The 13,882-nt window shown below is 58.1% G+C and carries 14 protein-coding genes; 9 read left to right on the top strand and 5 right to left on the bottom strand.

All coding sequences use genetic code 11. The features are described from left to right. Positions 1–3 precede the first annotated feature (3 nt). Entirely contained in the window at positions 4–558 is a 555-nt protein-coding gene (locus tag RRU01S_RS17545; protein ID WP_045231585.1) for a LuxR C-terminal-related transcriptional regulator, read from the bottom strand. A gap of 106 nt (positions 559–664) precedes the next feature. Between RRU01S_RS17545 and RRU01S_RS17540 the strand changes: the two genes are divergently transcribed. Both RRU01S_RS17540 and RRU01S_RS17535 read left to right on the top strand, forming a co-directional pair. Next, positions 665–1,378 (top strand): CoA transferase subunit A, encoded by a 714-nt coding sequence (locus RRU01S_RS17540; RefSeq protein WP_045231584.1) that lies wholly within the window; start codon positions 665–667, stop codon positions 1,376–1,378. Between the two features lies 1 nt (position 1,379). After that, positions 1,380–2,024, top strand: a complete 645-nt coding sequence (locus RRU01S_RS17535; RefSeq protein ID WP_045231583.1) for a 3-oxoacid CoA-transferase subunit B — start codon at positions 1,380–1,382, stop codon at positions 2,022–2,024. A gap of 15 nt (positions 2,025–2,039) precedes the next feature. Here RRU01S_RS17535 and RRU01S_RS17530 read toward each other — a convergent pair whose 3' ends face one another. From RRU01S_RS17530 to RRU01S_RS17515, 4 genes are all read right to left on the bottom strand, one after another. Beyond that, complete coding sequence (locus tag RRU01S_RS17530; RefSeq protein WP_045231582.1) at positions 2,040–2,666, bottom strand: isochorismatase family protein; 627 nt, start codon at positions 2,664–2,666, stop codon at positions 2,040–2,042. Between the two features lie 42 nt (positions 2,667–2,708). Beyond that, complete coding sequence (locus RRU01S_RS17525) at positions 2,709–4,265, bottom strand: amidase (RefSeq protein ID WP_052816122.1); 1,557 nt, start codon at positions 4,263–4,265, stop codon at positions 2,709–2,711. A gap of 1 nt (position 4,266) precedes the next feature. After that, positions 4,267–5,349 (bottom strand): pyrimidine utilization protein A, encoded by a 1,083-nt coding sequence (gene rutA / locus RRU01S_RS17520; RefSeq protein ID WP_045231581.1) that lies wholly within the window; start codon positions 5,347–5,349, stop codon positions 4,267–4,269. A gap of 236 nt (positions 5,350–5,585) precedes the next feature. After that, positions 5,586–6,344 (bottom strand): GntR family transcriptional regulator, encoded by a 759-nt coding sequence (locus tag RRU01S_RS17515; protein WP_165572241.1) that lies wholly within the window; start codon positions 6,342–6,344, stop codon positions 5,586–5,588. A 187-nt stretch (positions 6,345–6,531) separates the two neighbouring features. Between RRU01S_RS17515 and RRU01S_RS17510 the strand changes: the two genes are divergently transcribed. From RRU01S_RS17510 to RRU01S_RS17480, 7 genes are all read left to right on the top strand, one after another. Then, positions 6,532–7,752: an MFS transporter gene (locus tag RRU01S_RS17510; protein WP_052816121.1), complete on the top strand. Its 1,221-nt coding sequence runs from the start codon at positions 6,532–6,534 to the stop codon at positions 7,750–7,752. A 267-nt stretch (positions 7,753–8,019) separates the two neighbouring features. After that, the gene (locus RRU01S_RS17505; protein WP_052816120.1) at positions 8,020–9,129 is read left to right on the top strand and encodes a sugar ABC transporter substrate-binding protein; all 1,110 of its coding nucleotides are present in this window, start codon (positions 8,020–8,022) and stop codon (positions 9,127–9,129) included. A gap of 26 nt (positions 9,130–9,155) precedes the next feature. Then, complete coding sequence (locus RRU01S_RS17500) at positions 9,156–10,703, top strand: sugar ABC transporter ATP-binding protein (RefSeq protein ID WP_052816119.1); 1,548 nt, start codon at positions 9,156–9,158, stop codon at positions 10,701–10,703. Beyond that, a complete protein-coding gene (locus RRU01S_RS17495) occupies positions 10,700–11,710 on the top strand; it encodes an ABC transporter permease (protein WP_052816118.1) in 1,011 nt (336 codons plus the stop codon). The genes RRU01S_RS17500 and RRU01S_RS17495 overlap by 4 nt, the downstream gene beginning before the upstream one ends. Continuing rightward, positions 11,710–11,913 (top strand): hypothetical protein, encoded by a 204-nt coding sequence (locus tag RRU01S_RS17490; protein WP_045231578.1) that lies wholly within the window; start codon positions 11,710–11,712, stop codon positions 11,911–11,913. The genes RRU01S_RS17495 and RRU01S_RS17490 overlap by 1 nt, the downstream gene beginning before the upstream one ends. Then, on the top strand, positions 11,910–13,319 hold the full coding sequence (locus RRU01S_RS17485; protein ID WP_052816117.1) for an amidase: 1,410 nt from the start codon (positions 11,910–11,912) through the stop codon (positions 13,317–13,319). The genes RRU01S_RS17490 and RRU01S_RS17485 overlap by 4 nt, the downstream gene beginning before the upstream one ends. A 42-nt stretch (positions 13,320–13,361) precedes the next feature. After that, the gene (locus tag RRU01S_RS17480; protein ID WP_045231577.1) at positions 13,362–13,880 is read left to right on the top strand and encodes a flavin reductase; all 519 of its coding nucleotides are present in this window, start codon (positions 13,362–13,364) and stop codon (positions 13,878–13,880) included. The last annotated feature ends 2 nt before the right edge of the window (positions 13,881–13,882 follow it).

Here is a 13,882-nt window from a genome sequence, read left to right as displayed (position 1 = left end):
GAATCATTCGCTGGCGAAATGAGCGATGAGGGCTGCGGTGTTTTTCAGCCCGGCAGCCCTCATCAGCCGTGCACGATGGGACTCGATGGTACGCTGCGAAAGGCCCAGTTCGGCGGCAATCGCCGCATTGGTTTTGCCTTGCGAGACCAATGTTACGATCTGTCGTTGCCGGTCCGTCAGGTTCAGGCGTTGCTGGGCCACGGGGCGCGCAATGGGCTGGAAACAATAGAGCGCCTGCGCAAACGGGTCCGTCGTGTGGCGTGTTCGTCCGTGCACCTGGCACCAGAACCGCCTGCCATCACTCGCCGTCATGATGCGCTCGTCATAATAGACATCGCCGCCCGGAAGGTGGGCCTTCCACATGCGCCCGGTCTGTACGAAGTCGGCATGTTTGGGGTAGAGGCGGGCAAAGCTCTGGTCGATCAGCTCCGTGCGCGCATATCCGAAAAGCCCGGCAAATTCCTCGTTGCAATCTCTGATGATCCGATGCGTGGCATAGACCATCGGCACCGGTATCTCGCTCAACAGAACGCGCGTTTCGTGATGGTCTTCCTTCAACTTTTGCTCCCCTCCGCTGCCGTATAAATACGGCTAACTTCACCTCATAATCAAGCATAGCGTTGAGGTCTCTGCTGCGCGACTTTGCGGCGGAAAAGGAGGAGATATGAGGAAAGTAAAAGCAACAGCGGTGGAGGCTCTTGCAGGTGCTTTGCACGACGGCATGACGATCATGTCCGGCGGTTTCGGGCTCTGCGGCATTCCAAACAGCCTGATCGAAGCCATTCGCCTGTCTGGCGTCAAAGACCTGACGGTGATTTCCAACAATGCCGGTGTCGATGGTTACGGCCTTGGCGTTTTGCTGGCAACGAAACAAATCCGAAAGATGATTTCGTCCTATGTGGGCGAAAACAAGCTTTTTGCCGAGCAATTTCTGTCCGGTGCTCTGGAGCTCGAGTTCAATCCGCAAGGCACCCTGGCCGAACGCATTCGTGCCGGTGGTGCTGGCATACCTGCCTTCTACACCAAGACGGGCGTCGGCACCCTGATTGCCGAGGGAAAAGAGGTTCGCCGCTTCGGCGATAGCGATTACGTCATGGAAACCGGGCTGGTTGCGGATCTGGCAATCGTCCATGCCTATATCGGCGACACCGAAGGCAATCTCGTTTATCGAAAAACCGCACGCAACTTCAATCCCGTTATGGCAACGGCGGCAAAGCTGACAGTGGCCGAAATCGAACACTGCGTGGCCACTGGCGACATTGATCCCGACCATATCCATACGCCGGGAATTTTCGTCCAGCGCGTGGTCCATGTTCCCAACCCTGAAAAACGGATCGAGCAACGCACTGTTCGCAAGATGCAACAGGAGAACGTCTAAGATGGCCTGGACCCGTGAACACATGGCGGCACGCGCCGCACAGGAATTGCAGGATGGGTTTTACGTCAATCTCGGTATTGGCATTCCCACGCTGGTCGCGAACTATATTCCGCCGGGAATAGAGGTGACGTTGCAAAGCGAAAACGGAATGCTGGGCATGGGGCCCTTCCCGTTCGAGGGCGAGGAAGATGCCGACCTCATCAATGCCGGTAAGCAGACGATTACCGAACTTGCCAAAACCAGCTATTTCTCCTCGGCCGATAGTTTTGCAATGGTGCGCGGCGGCCATATCGATCTGTCGATCCTCGGCGCCATGCAGGTTTCCGAAAGTGGTGATCTAGCCAACTGGATGATCCCCGGCAAGATGGTCAAGGGCATGGGCGGCGCGATGGACCTCGTCGCAGGCGTCAAGCGTGTGGTTGTCGTCATGGAACACGAGGCGAAGGGCGAGCCGAAATTCCTCGGGGAATGCAATTTGCCGCTGACGGGTAGGCGGGTGACGGATCTCCTCATCACCGACCTCGGCGTCTTCACGCTCGAACGTCAAGGACATCCAAAGGCGAGGTTGATCGAACTGGCCGATGGCGTGTCGGTGGACGAGATACGATCGAAAACCGATGCGTCGTTTGATGTGGCCTTGACCTGAGCAGGCTCACCGCCATCAAAGGCTTGCGATGAACGCCATGATTTCGGCCTCGGAGATGACGTCGGCATATTTGGCGTTCATGTCGAACAGGTTGGCCTCGTGCGGCGCGGGATGACGATCCCCGCAGGCATCGCGCACGACAGTGGTGATGAACCCGTGCGACATGGCGTCAACGCAGGATGCGCGGACACAGCCGCTGGTGGTGAGGCCGGTGAGGATGACGTTATCGACGCCCATCACGGCCAACATCGGCGCGAGCGAGGTGCCGAAAAACGCGCTGGGATATTGTTTCGTCACCACGAATTCATCCGAAAACGGCTCCAGCCCCTTCGGCCATGCACCGAGAGGATTGCCTGCGGTAAAGCACGATAGCGGTTTGGCTTTCTGGAAAAACCGCCCGCCATCGAGCCCGCTCGGATGAAGCACAACGCCGGTCAAGATGACGGGGATTTGCTTTTCCCGCGCACAGGCCCGTATCCGCAGTGCGCTTTCGAGGGCTGAGTCAACGCCAGCAAAAAGCGGGCTATCCGGTTCGAAATAGGCTTGAACGAAATCGACTAGAACCAGCGCAGGCTTTTTACCGAAGCCAATGCGATTACTATAGGCGCTGGCGTAGTTTGCCGTCAGTTCCGCATCGCTCATGGCGTTTCATTCCGGCGCGTCATAGTTGTCCTTCAACAGTGATCACAAACCCAACCCCGGCGGGGTCAGCTGATGGTGAAAGGTGGAGCTCTGAAAAGCAGCACCTGCAAGCAGGCACAGCGCATCGGCATTGGGTCGCCCGACGATCTGGATGCCGGTCGGCAAGCCGGAGCGGCCACGACCCGATGGCAGCATCAAGGCGGGGAGGCCCGTCACATCAAAGATCATGGTGTTGCGGGAGATGATCGATTGAAACGCATGTCTTTCATCGTTCACGTCGACCGTCAGCCCATCGAGCCATCCCGCCTCCCCACCTAATCCCGGCGTGATGACGAGATCGACATGATCCATAGCGCTGAGGAAACCCGCCTGTGCCTGTGCCCTTATCTGCAGCGCCCGCGCACAATCGACCGCCGAAAACGCAAGCCCGTTTGTCAGCCGGTGAAGCAGTCCCGGATCAAACAAATCGGAACGGTCAAGCCTTGGTGAATGCAGGGTGGCCAGCTCGCTTTGAAGGATGATCCAACCGGCCTCATGCCAGGGCGCTATATCGATCTTGGGTAAGGGCACGAGCGTGCAGCCAAGTGATACAAACGTTTTCAGCGCCAATTCCCAATTGGTCAGCACCGCATCATCGACCAGTTCTGTAAACCAGTTCACCGGTACGCCGATCCGTAAACCATCGGTGGTGGCATCTGCGAGCACAGACGCACACTTCTCCGCAAGGTCCGGTTCGGCCTGCGCCGTCATGAACGGCAGAACGCGGGCGATGTCTTTGGCCGAGCGCGCCATCGGCCCGACGTGATCGAGCGTCCAGGATAGGGATGCGACGCCTGCACGCGAGACGCGTTCGCGGCTGGGTTTCAGCCCCGTCGTGCCGCACCAGCAGGAGGGGACTCGGATGGAACCGCCGGTGTCGGTGCCCAGCGCAAGCGGCATCAACCGCGCGGCAAGCCCGGCACCCGACCCGGTGGACGAGCCGCCCGTCCAGCGGGTTTTGTCCCAAGGGTTGGTCACGGTGCCGAAGCGTGGATTGTTCGGTGAGCCCGTCGCAAATTCAGTTGTCGCCGTCATCGCGAATGGGATCGCACCCGTCGCGCGCAGGCGTGCCACAACGCTGGCATCGGCTGGCGCAATCCGCTCCCCCGTGAAATGCGAGCCTGACGTGACGACGGCGCCTGCGACATCGATAATGTCTTTTACCCCAAACGGTATGCCTTCCAGCGGTCGGGCCGCGCCGCTACGCCATCTGGCATCACTTTCCAGAGCAGCGGCTTCTGCGTCCGGTACAAAACGAAGAACAGCCTCAGCACCCGTCGTGCTCGACCCTATCGCTTCTTTCAGTTCTGCCAAAACATCCGAAGGCCATACGCGTTTACCGGCATAGGCCGACAGCAGCTCTTCGACGCCCGCTGTCCGCCACGGCAAGTCCGCAGATGACAGTGTTATTGGTGCTGCTGTTATTGGATTATCCGACACCCGTGCCACGTCAAAGGCACGATCCGTCAGACTAGGGTCTATGAGTGTAAGAGGATCGAACCCTTCGGCGATCCCGACCTGGGGGTCGGTGATCGCGAGGGCGGGACGCATCCGGTTCATTTTATTCGGCTGCGATTTGCATTGCGTTTCGCGACGCCATCAGCGGCTGAATGCGCTCACCAAATTTATCCAAACCGACCAGGAAGTCGTCGAATGTCAGCATGATGCCCTTTGTGCCGGGCACGCTGCCCGCTTCGTCCAGCATGCGCGCGACAGTGGCGTAAGAGCCGACCAATGTTCCCATGTTGAAATTGACGGCACCCTCCGGCAGGTTGATGTGCTTGGCGGTGGAGTTGCTGTCGGCGGTCGCATCTTTGCTGCCCTGATCGGCCATCCACGCCAAGGCGTCGACATCGGCACCCTCGCGGTAGCTTTCCCACTTTGCCTTGGCTAGTTCGTCAGTCTCTTCGGCAATCAGCATGAACAGGACGTAAGCGCCGACATCGCGGCCGGTCTTGGCCGCAGCCTCAAGCAGTTTGGTGTTGTTGGGCGCATAGGCCGTGGGCGTGTTGATGCCGGCACCCATGACAAAGTTGTAATCGGCGTATTGCGCGGCAAATTCCATCCCGCGTGGGCTTTGCCCGGCCGCAACGATCTCGATCTTGTTTTGCGGCGTGGGCTTCATCATGCAGTCCTTCATGGTGAAGTGCGTACCTTCGAAACTGCATTCGCCGTTGGCCCAAAGCTCTTTCATGATGTGAACGTATTCGGTCGAGTAGTCGTAGCGGTAACCGAAATAATCATTGCCCGGCCATATGCCCATCTGATCATACTCGGCCATCTGCCAGCCGGACACGATGTTCACGCCGAAGCGGCCCGGCGCAACGCTGTCGATGGTGGCCGCCATGCGGGCGACGATGGCAGGCGGCAGGGTCAGAACGGCGGTCGATGCGAACAGCTTGATGCGCTCTGTCACCGCCGCCAGGCTCGCCATCAGCGTGAAGCTTTCCAGATTATAGTCCCAGAACTCCGCCTTGCCACCAAAGCCGCGCAGCTTGATCATCGATAGGGCAAATTCCAACCCGTATTTTTCCGCTTTTTGGACGATCTGCTTGTTGAGTTCAAAACTGGGCATGTATTGCGGCGAGGTCGTGGAGATAAGCCAGCCATTGTTTCCGATGGGAATGAAAACACCGATATCCATGTGGTTCCCCTTTTTATCTGGTGAGCATTTGGAGCAGTATGTACGAACTAATGCAAAAATATTTGGGGCTGTAAAGTCAAAAATGATATAAGTTTAGGCTTGCCTATTTATTGCTCATTTGGTGTTTTTGGGCGCAAAAACGCACTGCCGCTGAAATCGTCAAACGGCAGGCAAGAAGGCATATCGCCAATCAAATCAGCAGATATTTGCGCCGTGGTGCATCAAATGTACGGTCATCAGCTTTCGGCGCGAAGCGTCGTTGTGAAAGTGAAGCGTTCGGCAGGCAACACCTGAAACGCGTATTCCAGCAGCCGCCGACCAGACCCGTAATAGCGGCGTGTTACGACGAGTGCGAGGTCGCCTGCCTTGACGCCAAGCTTGCTAGCGGTGACCTCGTCCAGCATCAGTGGCTTGATATCCTGCTGTATCTCCTGGATTTTTTCACCAGTGAACTGTTCGATGTAATGGAAAATAGCGCTGCGGGCGATGGAGATATCTTTGACGGCAGCCGTCAGCTTGGCATCGACGTAAACTTCGTTCCAGGAAAAGGCTCTGTTGCCACCGCCGGAGTAGCGGATTCCGGCCATATGATAGAATTTACGACCCGGACGGCAGCCAAGTTCCACGGCCAATTTGCCTTGCGCGGAGATTTCCTCCTTCGTGTCGATGACGAATTCCGTCTCGGCAGCGATCTCGAACAACTCGGAGCGCGAATGGGCGATGAAGCGCTTGTTCTCAGGATCGAACCCCGCTTCCACGCGTGTTCCGACGCCTTTGCGCGCAGACAGGCGGCCTTTGTTGCGCAACGTGCCAATCGCTTGGCGCACCGTCTGGCGGCTGACGCCGAGGCTGATCGCGATCTCGTTTTCGGTGGGGAGCAGGGAGCCAACAGGATAGTCGCCCTTGTTGATGCGGCTTTCCAGATGGTGTGCGACCTGCAAATAGAGAGGCGCCGTGTCAAGTTCCGGCTTCCAGTCAGTGCCTTTATGATCCAAGCCAGTCTCATCCCATGTCAGTGCGTGTCGCCGCATTCTTATAGCCAAATGTTCAATCCTCTTTCCCTTGCAAAGGCAAACAAAATTCGGTCCTCGGTTTGCGCAGTCGGGCGACGCTTGCGAGGCAACGTGAAATCAATTAGTACGTACATATACCGGACGTAAACTTCCCAGGATATTGATACGCATGTCGGATTTAGTCGCCGAACAGGTTCCGCCAACACACCGTGCATCCTCGCTCGCACAGACATTGATTGCAGCAACGCTCATCCAGATCGTCGCGACAGCCAGCGTGCTTGCCTTGACGGCGATTGCGCCGACCGTGGCGGCGGATCTGGATATCGGTGCCTACTGGATCGGCTACCAGATCAGCCTCATCTACGCCTCCGGCATGTTTTCATCCGCCGTTGCGGGCACGCTGGTGCAGCGCTTCGGTCCCATCAGGATCGAGCAGATTGCGCTCACCTGTTTCGTCATAGGCTTTGCGGGCATAGCGACAGCCAATATTCCGCTGATCATCCTGGCTTCACTGTTGATCGGCATTGGCTATGGCCTGAACAACCCGGCCTCCTCGGAGATGCTCAGCCGCGTCACGCCGCACAACAGGCGCAACATCGTCTTTTCCCTGAAGCAGTCGGGCGTGCCGCTGGGCGGTATTCTCGCCAGCTTCGCCTTTCCTTTTCTGTCGCGATATGTCGATTGGCATGTGGCTTTGCTGATCGGCGCTGCTGCTCCACTTCTGACGATGGGTTTGTTGGCGATGACCCATGCGGCGGAGCCCAAAACGCAAAAGAAAGTGCCGTCGCTTTTACGAGGGTTGATCGATGAGCAATCGACGATCTGGCGAAATCCACGGCTGCGGGCGCTGAGTTGTCTCGGTTTTGCCTATTCGGCCATGCAGCTTTCCGTGTCCGCCTTTGCGGTGGTCACGCTCGTGCATGATGCCGGCTGGTCGCTTTTGGCCGCGGGATCAGTTGCTGCTGCCATGCAGTTTGCCGGTGCCTTCGGGCGTATTTTCTGGGGCGTCGTCGCAGACCGCATTGGCGGTGGGTATATCACCCTGTCCCTTCTCGGACTGCTGGGTGGCGTGGGGTATGTTCTGCTTTATTGGCTGCCGGACCTGCCAGTGGTGGCGCAGGTGGTGCTGTTTATCGCCATGGGCGCTGTCACGATTGGGTGGAACGGCGTGCTGTTGGCCGAGGTCGCGCACAATGCGCCAGAGGGCAGGGTAGGCGCCATTACTGGCGGCGTCCTCGTCTATACATTCATCGGCGTTATCGTTGGCCCGTCCTCCTTTGCCAGCGTTTATGCGCTGAGCGGACATTACGGCACGAGTTTCCTGATCTTCTCGCTCTTTGGATTTGCCGGGATGATTATCGCATGGCGCGCCAACGTCGCTCGCCACTAAACAATCGCCGTATGTGCAGACATAAGAACTGGCATTCCTACGATCGGGCATCTTTGTGCGTCGATCGCAGAGGCATTTCGGCGTCCAAATGATCATAATAGACGCACTGCGTTGTCAGGCTTTTCGGCATTCGCCGCTTTAGTGTGCAGTGCAAAAAAATAGGCAAAAAGCGATTGACGATGGTTTGAATATGTACGTACATTACCTTCGCTGGTCGCTTACAAGCGGCCTTGAAAACACCGGGATGCACCGGGATCAAAGAGGGGAATGTTTGACATGCGCCTGCTTGCCGTCAGTTCTTTTTTGGCCGCCTCTGCCCTAGCGGCCCTTGCCAGCCCAGCCTCCGCAGACTCCATGGCAGATGCCAAGGCCATCATCGAACAGCACCGCGCCATGCCGGTTTTTACCCCACCGGGCGAAGCCTTCGATGCCAAGTCCTGCATGGCGGGCAAGAAGGTTCTTTCGATCCCGATCTCGATGACGATTCCCTTCAATGTCGAGCTGCAAAAGGCCATGTCGGACGCAGCCAAGGAGGTGGGATTTACCTACACAACCTGGGACAACCAGCTGAAAATCGACCAATGGGTTCAAGGCGTTTCGCAAGCGATTAGCCAGAAATACGACGCGCTTGATCTGGCAGGCGGTTTGAACCCCGAAGTGCTGGGCCCACAACTGGGTGAGGCGCGCGCTGCTGGGTTGAAAATCTCCACCACGCATTTCTACGACGTCACGCAAAAGGCCGTCCCAAGCGTCGATTATTCCGGCAAGGTGGATTTCTCAGGTGCGGGAAAACTGCTGGCAGCCTGGGCCTATGTGCAGACGGAAGGCAAACCCAATGTGCTGGTGATCGGCTCTTCCGATGTCTTGCCGTCCATCCCGTTTGTCCAGGCGATCAAGGATGAGCTGAAGGCGCTTTGCGCCGATTGCAAGGTCAAGCATCTCGACGTTCCCGTCTCCGAATGGGCGACGAAAATACAATCGGGAACGCAGTCCGCTTTGCTGGCTGATCCATCGATCAACTATATCCTGCCGATCTACGATTCCATGTCGCAATTCGTCATTCCCGCCATGCGCATCACCGGCGCGGAAGGCAGCGTCAAACTCGCCAGCTTCAATGGAACACCCTTTGTCCTCGATATGGTGCGCGCGGGTCAGGTGCAGATGGATGTCGGCGAGAGCCTTGGCTGGGCGGGTTACGCCGCCATCGACAACATCATGCGCATGCTGTGCGGCAAGCCGGAGGTGGCCAAGCTCAACGTGCCGCTGCTGGTGTTTGACGAAAGCAATATAGCCACCGCTGGGACGCCCGCTAACTTCAATGATGGCTATGGCGATGCCCATCTCGACGGGTTCCGCAAGCTTTGGAAACTCAAGTAAGCCAACGTTGAAGCAGGAGCCGCATCATGACCGATAATGCCGTGCTCACCATGAACAACATCCGCATGCGGTTCGGCAGTTACGATGCGCTGAAGGGCGTGTCGCTGTCTATCAAACGCGGCGAAGTGTTCGGGCTTCTGGGTCAGAACGGATCGGGCAAATCCACCATGATCAAGGTCCTGGCGGGTTTCCACCAGCCGGAACCCGGCAGCGAAGTTATTCTTTGGGGTCAGAAAATGCCGCTGCCGCTCGATCCCATGGAGATCAAGAAGCGCGGCGTGGCCTTCGTCCACCAGCATCTCGGCCTGGTGCCATCGCTGACGGTGCTGGAAAACATGCGGGTCACGGCACTCGGTCAGAAATCGCCCTGGTTCGTCAACTGGAGACGTGAGGCGGCGGCAATATCGAGACTGTTTGCTCAGTTCGACCTGTCGATCGATCCGTTTCAGATGGTCGCGACGCTGTCGCCGGTGGAGCGCGCTTTCGTTGCACTCCTGAGGGCGTTCGAGGATTTGAAGGCATCGGACGCAGGTTATGGCGGTGAGGGCATTCTGGTGCTGGATGAGCCGACGCCGTTTTTGCCTGCCGAGGATGTCCAACGGCTGTTTGCCCTCATCCGCTCCATCGTCAAAACTGGTGCCTCTGTCGTCATCGTTACTCATGACATTGATGAGGTGCGCGACATCACCGACCGAGTGGCGGTGCTGCGCGACGGCGAACTCGTCGGCATCATGGACACGCGCAGCTCCGAGCGCCAATCCATCCTCGATACCATCGTCGGATCACGCATTGATGCCTTCGAGAAAAGGCGAATGCCACACAGCGGCGTAGCGGCAGCCGTCAGCATACGTGGGTTGACGGATGGGACGACCCTGCCATTCGATTTCGAGATCCGCGAGGGCGAAACACTTGGCGTCACCGGCTTGATCGGCTCTGGCTTTGCCAGCGTTCCCTACCTGCTTTATGGCGCAAAACAGGGCAAGGGCGAGATCGTGCTGGGCGGAAAAGTCTCCAGCATCGGCGCAATGACGCCGTTTGCAGCACAGCGGATGGGGATTGCGTTTCTGCCGGGTGACCGCTTAGGCGCCGCCGGTGTCGGAAGCCTCTCCGTCACCGACAATATCACACTTCCTGTTCTGGACGATCTGCTCAAACCTTATGGGCTCGACCGTCCCGCCATGACCCGCGAGGCAGCACGGCTCGCACAAATCTACGATGTCAGGCCGCAGAACCCGCATTTGACGCTGGGATCCCTGTCCGGCGGCAACCAGCAGAAGATCTTGCTGGCCAAATGGCTGCAGATCAAGCCAAAGCTCCTGATGCTGGACGAACCAACACAAGGCGTCGATTTCGGTGCGCGTCAGCAAATCTTCAAGGCGCTGGACCAGGCAGCGGCAGATGGCACCGCCATCCTGTGCGCCTCCACCGACAATGAACAACTCGAACAGATATGCGACCGCATCATCGTCTTTTCGCGCGGTCGCCCGGTGATCGAACTCAAAGGCTCGGACATCAGCCGCCGCGTGATCACTGAAGCCTGTTTTCACAGCCATGAAGCGGAGGCCGCAGAATGACGACGCTCGACGTGCTGACAACGAAAATGGCATCGCCGCCAAAAAGCCGGTTCACGCTGAAAACGGAAGGCGAACGCTTTGCGCTTGTGGGCGCGTGGCTGCTGCTCATCATCATCTTCGGCGTGCTGATGCCGGATTCCTTTTTGAGCTGGCGCAGCTTTTCCACTTTGTTTGGGTCGCAGGCCATTCTGGTGGTCTTGACACTCGCCATCATCATCCCGCTCACCTCAGGCGATTTCGACCTGTCGGGTGCTTCGACACTGACGATGAGCTGCATGCTGATCGCCGTGTTAAATGTGAAGCTGGGCTGGCCAATCGTTCCTGTGATCCTGATTGCGCTCCTCAGCGGTATCGTCATCGGTGCCGCCAACGCCTTCTTCGTCCTTTATTTCCGCATCCATTCGCTGATCGTGACGCTCGGTGTCGGTACCTTCGTCAACGGATTGATCCTCTGGGTCAGCAATTCCCAAACGATCTCGGGCGTTTCCATGGACTTGGTCAAATGGGTCATCATCAACCGCTTCCTCGGTATTCCCTTGGCTTTTTTCTACGCCATGATCCTTGCCGCCATCCTTTGGTATGCACTGGAATTTACCATCGCCGGTCGCAAGCTTCTGTTCGTCGGGCGTGGTCGTGAAGTGTCACGGTTGAACGGCATCAATGTGGACCGTGTACGCGCCACGTCCTTTATCCTGTCAGGCCTGATCTCGGCCTTCGCAGGCATGCTTTATGCGGGAATGACCGGCTCTGCCGATCCGCTTTCGGGTCTCAACCTGCTCCTCCCAGCATTCGCAGCCGCCTTCCTGGGCGCGACGACGATCACGCCTGGCCGGTTCAATGCCTTCGGCGCCGTCATCGCCGTTTATTTCCTCGTTACCGGCATCACCGGGCTGACGATGCTGGGCGCGGATGCATACGTGCAGAACCTGTTTTACGGGGGTGCGCTCGTCGTTGCCGTGTCGCTCAGCCAGCTTGTGCGCAACCGCCAACCGCAGGATTTCAGCTGATGGATAACAAGGAGATCGTCGCGGCGTTGGCGCAAGCCTATTGGGCGCGCCCGGCCGTAGAGGCGGAACTGGTCGCCATGGCTGGCGAGGTAGCCCGCGACAGCGCGGCCATCGCCCCGTCGGCGCTCGGCAAAGGCGGGGCACTGTTCAATATCGAACCCGCGCATTTCGATGCCCTCTTGCTCGCGGAGGCAGAGCGATGAGCCTCGACAATCCCAGCTCATTGAAACAGGCGGCAGACGCGATCCGCAGCGGCAAGATTAGTTCGCTGGAGATGACGCAAGCTGCATTGGACCGCGCAACCGCCTGCAAGACGCGGTTGAATGCTTTCATCGAAATAGAGCGTGGCCCGGCACTCGATGCCGCAAAAGCCGCCGACGCCGCGCTGGTATCCGGCCAGAAGCTGGGGCCGTTGCACGGCGTTCCGCTGGCCCACAAGGATATGTATGACCGGGCCGGTTTCGTCACCAGTTGCGGCTCGAAAATCCGGGCGGGACACGTCGCTACAGCCACCTCGACAGTTATGGAGCGCTTGCAGGGCGCTGGCGCGCTGTCCATCGGCCGTCTGAACATGAGCGAATTTGCCATGGGGCCGACGGGCCACAATTTCCACCATGGCCGAGCCTTCAACCCGATAGAAGCGGCGCGTATCACCGGCGGCTCGTCTTCTGGCTCCGGGTCTGCCGTAGGTGGCGGCGTTGTTTTGGCCGCGCTCGGTTCCGATACCGGCGGGTCGATCCGCCTGCCTGCCGCCTGCTGTGGCGTGGTCGGCATCAAGCCGACGCAGGGCCGTGTCAGCCGTCACGGCGCAATGCCATTGTCCTTCTCGCAAGATTGTATTGGCCCTTTGGCTCGTACTGTCGAAGACGCCTATCTGATTTTGCAACTGATTTCCGGTCCTGATGGTCGCGATACGACCTGCATGAATGTGGAAAAGCCCGGCGCATTACACACCGACCTCTCGTCTATCCGCATTGGCGTCTCTTGCGGTCTCTTTGCAGACGGATTGGACAGCGATGTTTCCAAGGGCATCGAAACAGCCATCTCTGCTCTGACATCGGATGTTGCCGGTATCATCAAGGCTTCCATACCCGATCTCTCGACTGTCGCAGAACTTGCAAATGCCGTTGCCATGGCGGAGGCGGGGGCTGTCCACTTCGACTGGATGCGCGAGCGACCAGACGATTACGGCCCGCAAATCCGCATGCGATTGTCGCAGTCCCTGGCGATACCAGCGCCGATCTATCTGCGCGCCTTGCAGATACGCTCCGTCATGCTCAAGCAATTTCTCGATACGGCATTCGCTGAAGCAGACGTGCTGATCGCACCCACAATGCCCTTTGTCCCACCGCTGTCGTCGGACGTGGATGTCGGCACGAGCCCCACAATGAATGCAGTGGTCAGTGCCATGACATCGTTCACGCGTCCCTTCAGCTACCTTGGCTTGCCAGTGGTGACTGTTCCGGTGTCGATTTCCGCTGGCGGCTTGCCGGTCGCTCTGCAAATCGTGGCGCGGCCTTGGCGGGAAGACCTTGCCGCAAGTGTTGCCTTGAGGCTGGAGCAGGCGCTGGCTCTTCCCGCAATGGCGCGCATCGCATCGGCGGCGTGAGCTGCGATACGAAATTCGAAATAAAGGACAAAGGACGTTCAGATGAACACCGTGCCACATCTCTCAGCACCGCTCGAGGCCATTGCCGATGTCAATCAGCAAGACTTTAGAGATGCCATGTCGAAAATGGGCGCTGCCGTCAACATCATCACCACAGATGGCCCGGCAGGCAGGGCAGGCTTTGCCGCAACGGCCGTTTGCAGCGTGACCGATAGCCCTGCAACGCTGCTGATATGCCTTAACCGAACAGCCTCCGTCTTCAACGCCGTGATGGAAAACAAGGTGCTTTGCGTCAATGTGTTGACCGCCCAGCATGAAAAACTGTCATCGTTATTCGGCGGCAAGACGCCGGTCGATGAACGGTTTGCTGCGGCCAAATGGCACCTAGGCGTTACCGGCGCTCCGGTGTTGGATGATGCTATGGCATCGTTCGATTGCGTGATTTCGGATACGCAAGATATCGGCACGCATCGCGTTCTGTTCTGCGCGGTGAAGTCCATTCGTGACAGTGGTGCCGATAAGGCATTGATCTACTACAAGCGCGCCTATCACCACCTTTAGAA

Source organism: Agrobacterium rubi TR3 = NBRC 13261 (genome assembly GCF_000739935.1).
Lineage (GTDB): Bacteria > Pseudomonadota > Alphaproteobacteria > Rhizobiales > Rhizobiaceae > Agrobacterium > Agrobacterium rubi.
The sequence above is the reverse complement of the archived record's forward strand: the minus strand, read 5'-3'. Positions and strand labels throughout refer to the sequence as shown.

Excerpts from the sequence above, each read along its gene's own strand:
- RRU01S_RS17540 (WP_045231584.1), top strand. The coding sequence starts at position 665 with ATGAGGAAAGTAAAAGCAACAGCGGTGGAGGCTCTTGCAGGTGCTTTG.
- RRU01S_RS17535 (WP_045231583.1), top strand. The coding sequence starts at position 1,380 with ATGGCCTGGACCCGTGAACACATGGCGGCACGCGCCGCACAGGAATTG.
- RRU01S_RS17530 (WP_045231582.1), bottom strand. The coding sequence starts at position 2,666 with ATGAGCGATGCGGAACTGACGGCAAACTACGCCAGCGCCTATAGTAAT.
- RRU01S_RS17525 (WP_052816122.1), bottom strand. The coding sequence starts at position 4,265 with ATGAACCGGATGCGTCCCGCCCTCGCGATCACCGACCCCCAGGTCGGG.
- rutA (WP_045231581.1), bottom strand. The coding sequence starts at position 5,349 with ATGGATATCGGTGTTTTCATTCCCATCGGAAACAATGGCTGGCTTATC.
- RRU01S_RS17510 (WP_052816121.1), top strand. The coding sequence starts at position 6,532 with ATGTCGGATTTAGTCGCCGAACAGGTTCCGCCAACACACCGTGCATCC.
- RRU01S_RS17505 (WP_052816120.1), top strand. The coding sequence starts at position 8,020 with ATGTTTGACATGCGCCTGCTTGCCGTCAGTTCTTTTTTGGCCGCCTCT.
- RRU01S_RS17500 (WP_052816119.1), top strand. The coding sequence starts at position 9,156 with ATGACCGATAATGCCGTGCTCACCATGAACAACATCCGCATGCGGTTC.
- RRU01S_RS17495 (WP_052816118.1), top strand. The coding sequence starts at position 10,700 with ATGACGACGCTCGACGTGCTGACAACGAAAATGGCATCGCCGCCAAAA.
- RRU01S_RS17490 (WP_045231578.1), top strand. The coding sequence starts at position 11,710 with ATGGATAACAAGGAGATCGTCGCGGCGTTGGCGCAAGCCTATTGGGCG.
- RRU01S_RS17485 (WP_052816117.1), top strand. The coding sequence starts at position 11,910 with ATGAGCCTCGACAATCCCAGCTCATTGAAACAGGCGGCAGACGCGATC.
- RRU01S_RS17480 (WP_045231577.1), top strand. The coding sequence starts at position 13,362 with ATGAACACCGTGCCACATCTCTCAGCACCGCTCGAGGCCATTGCCGAT.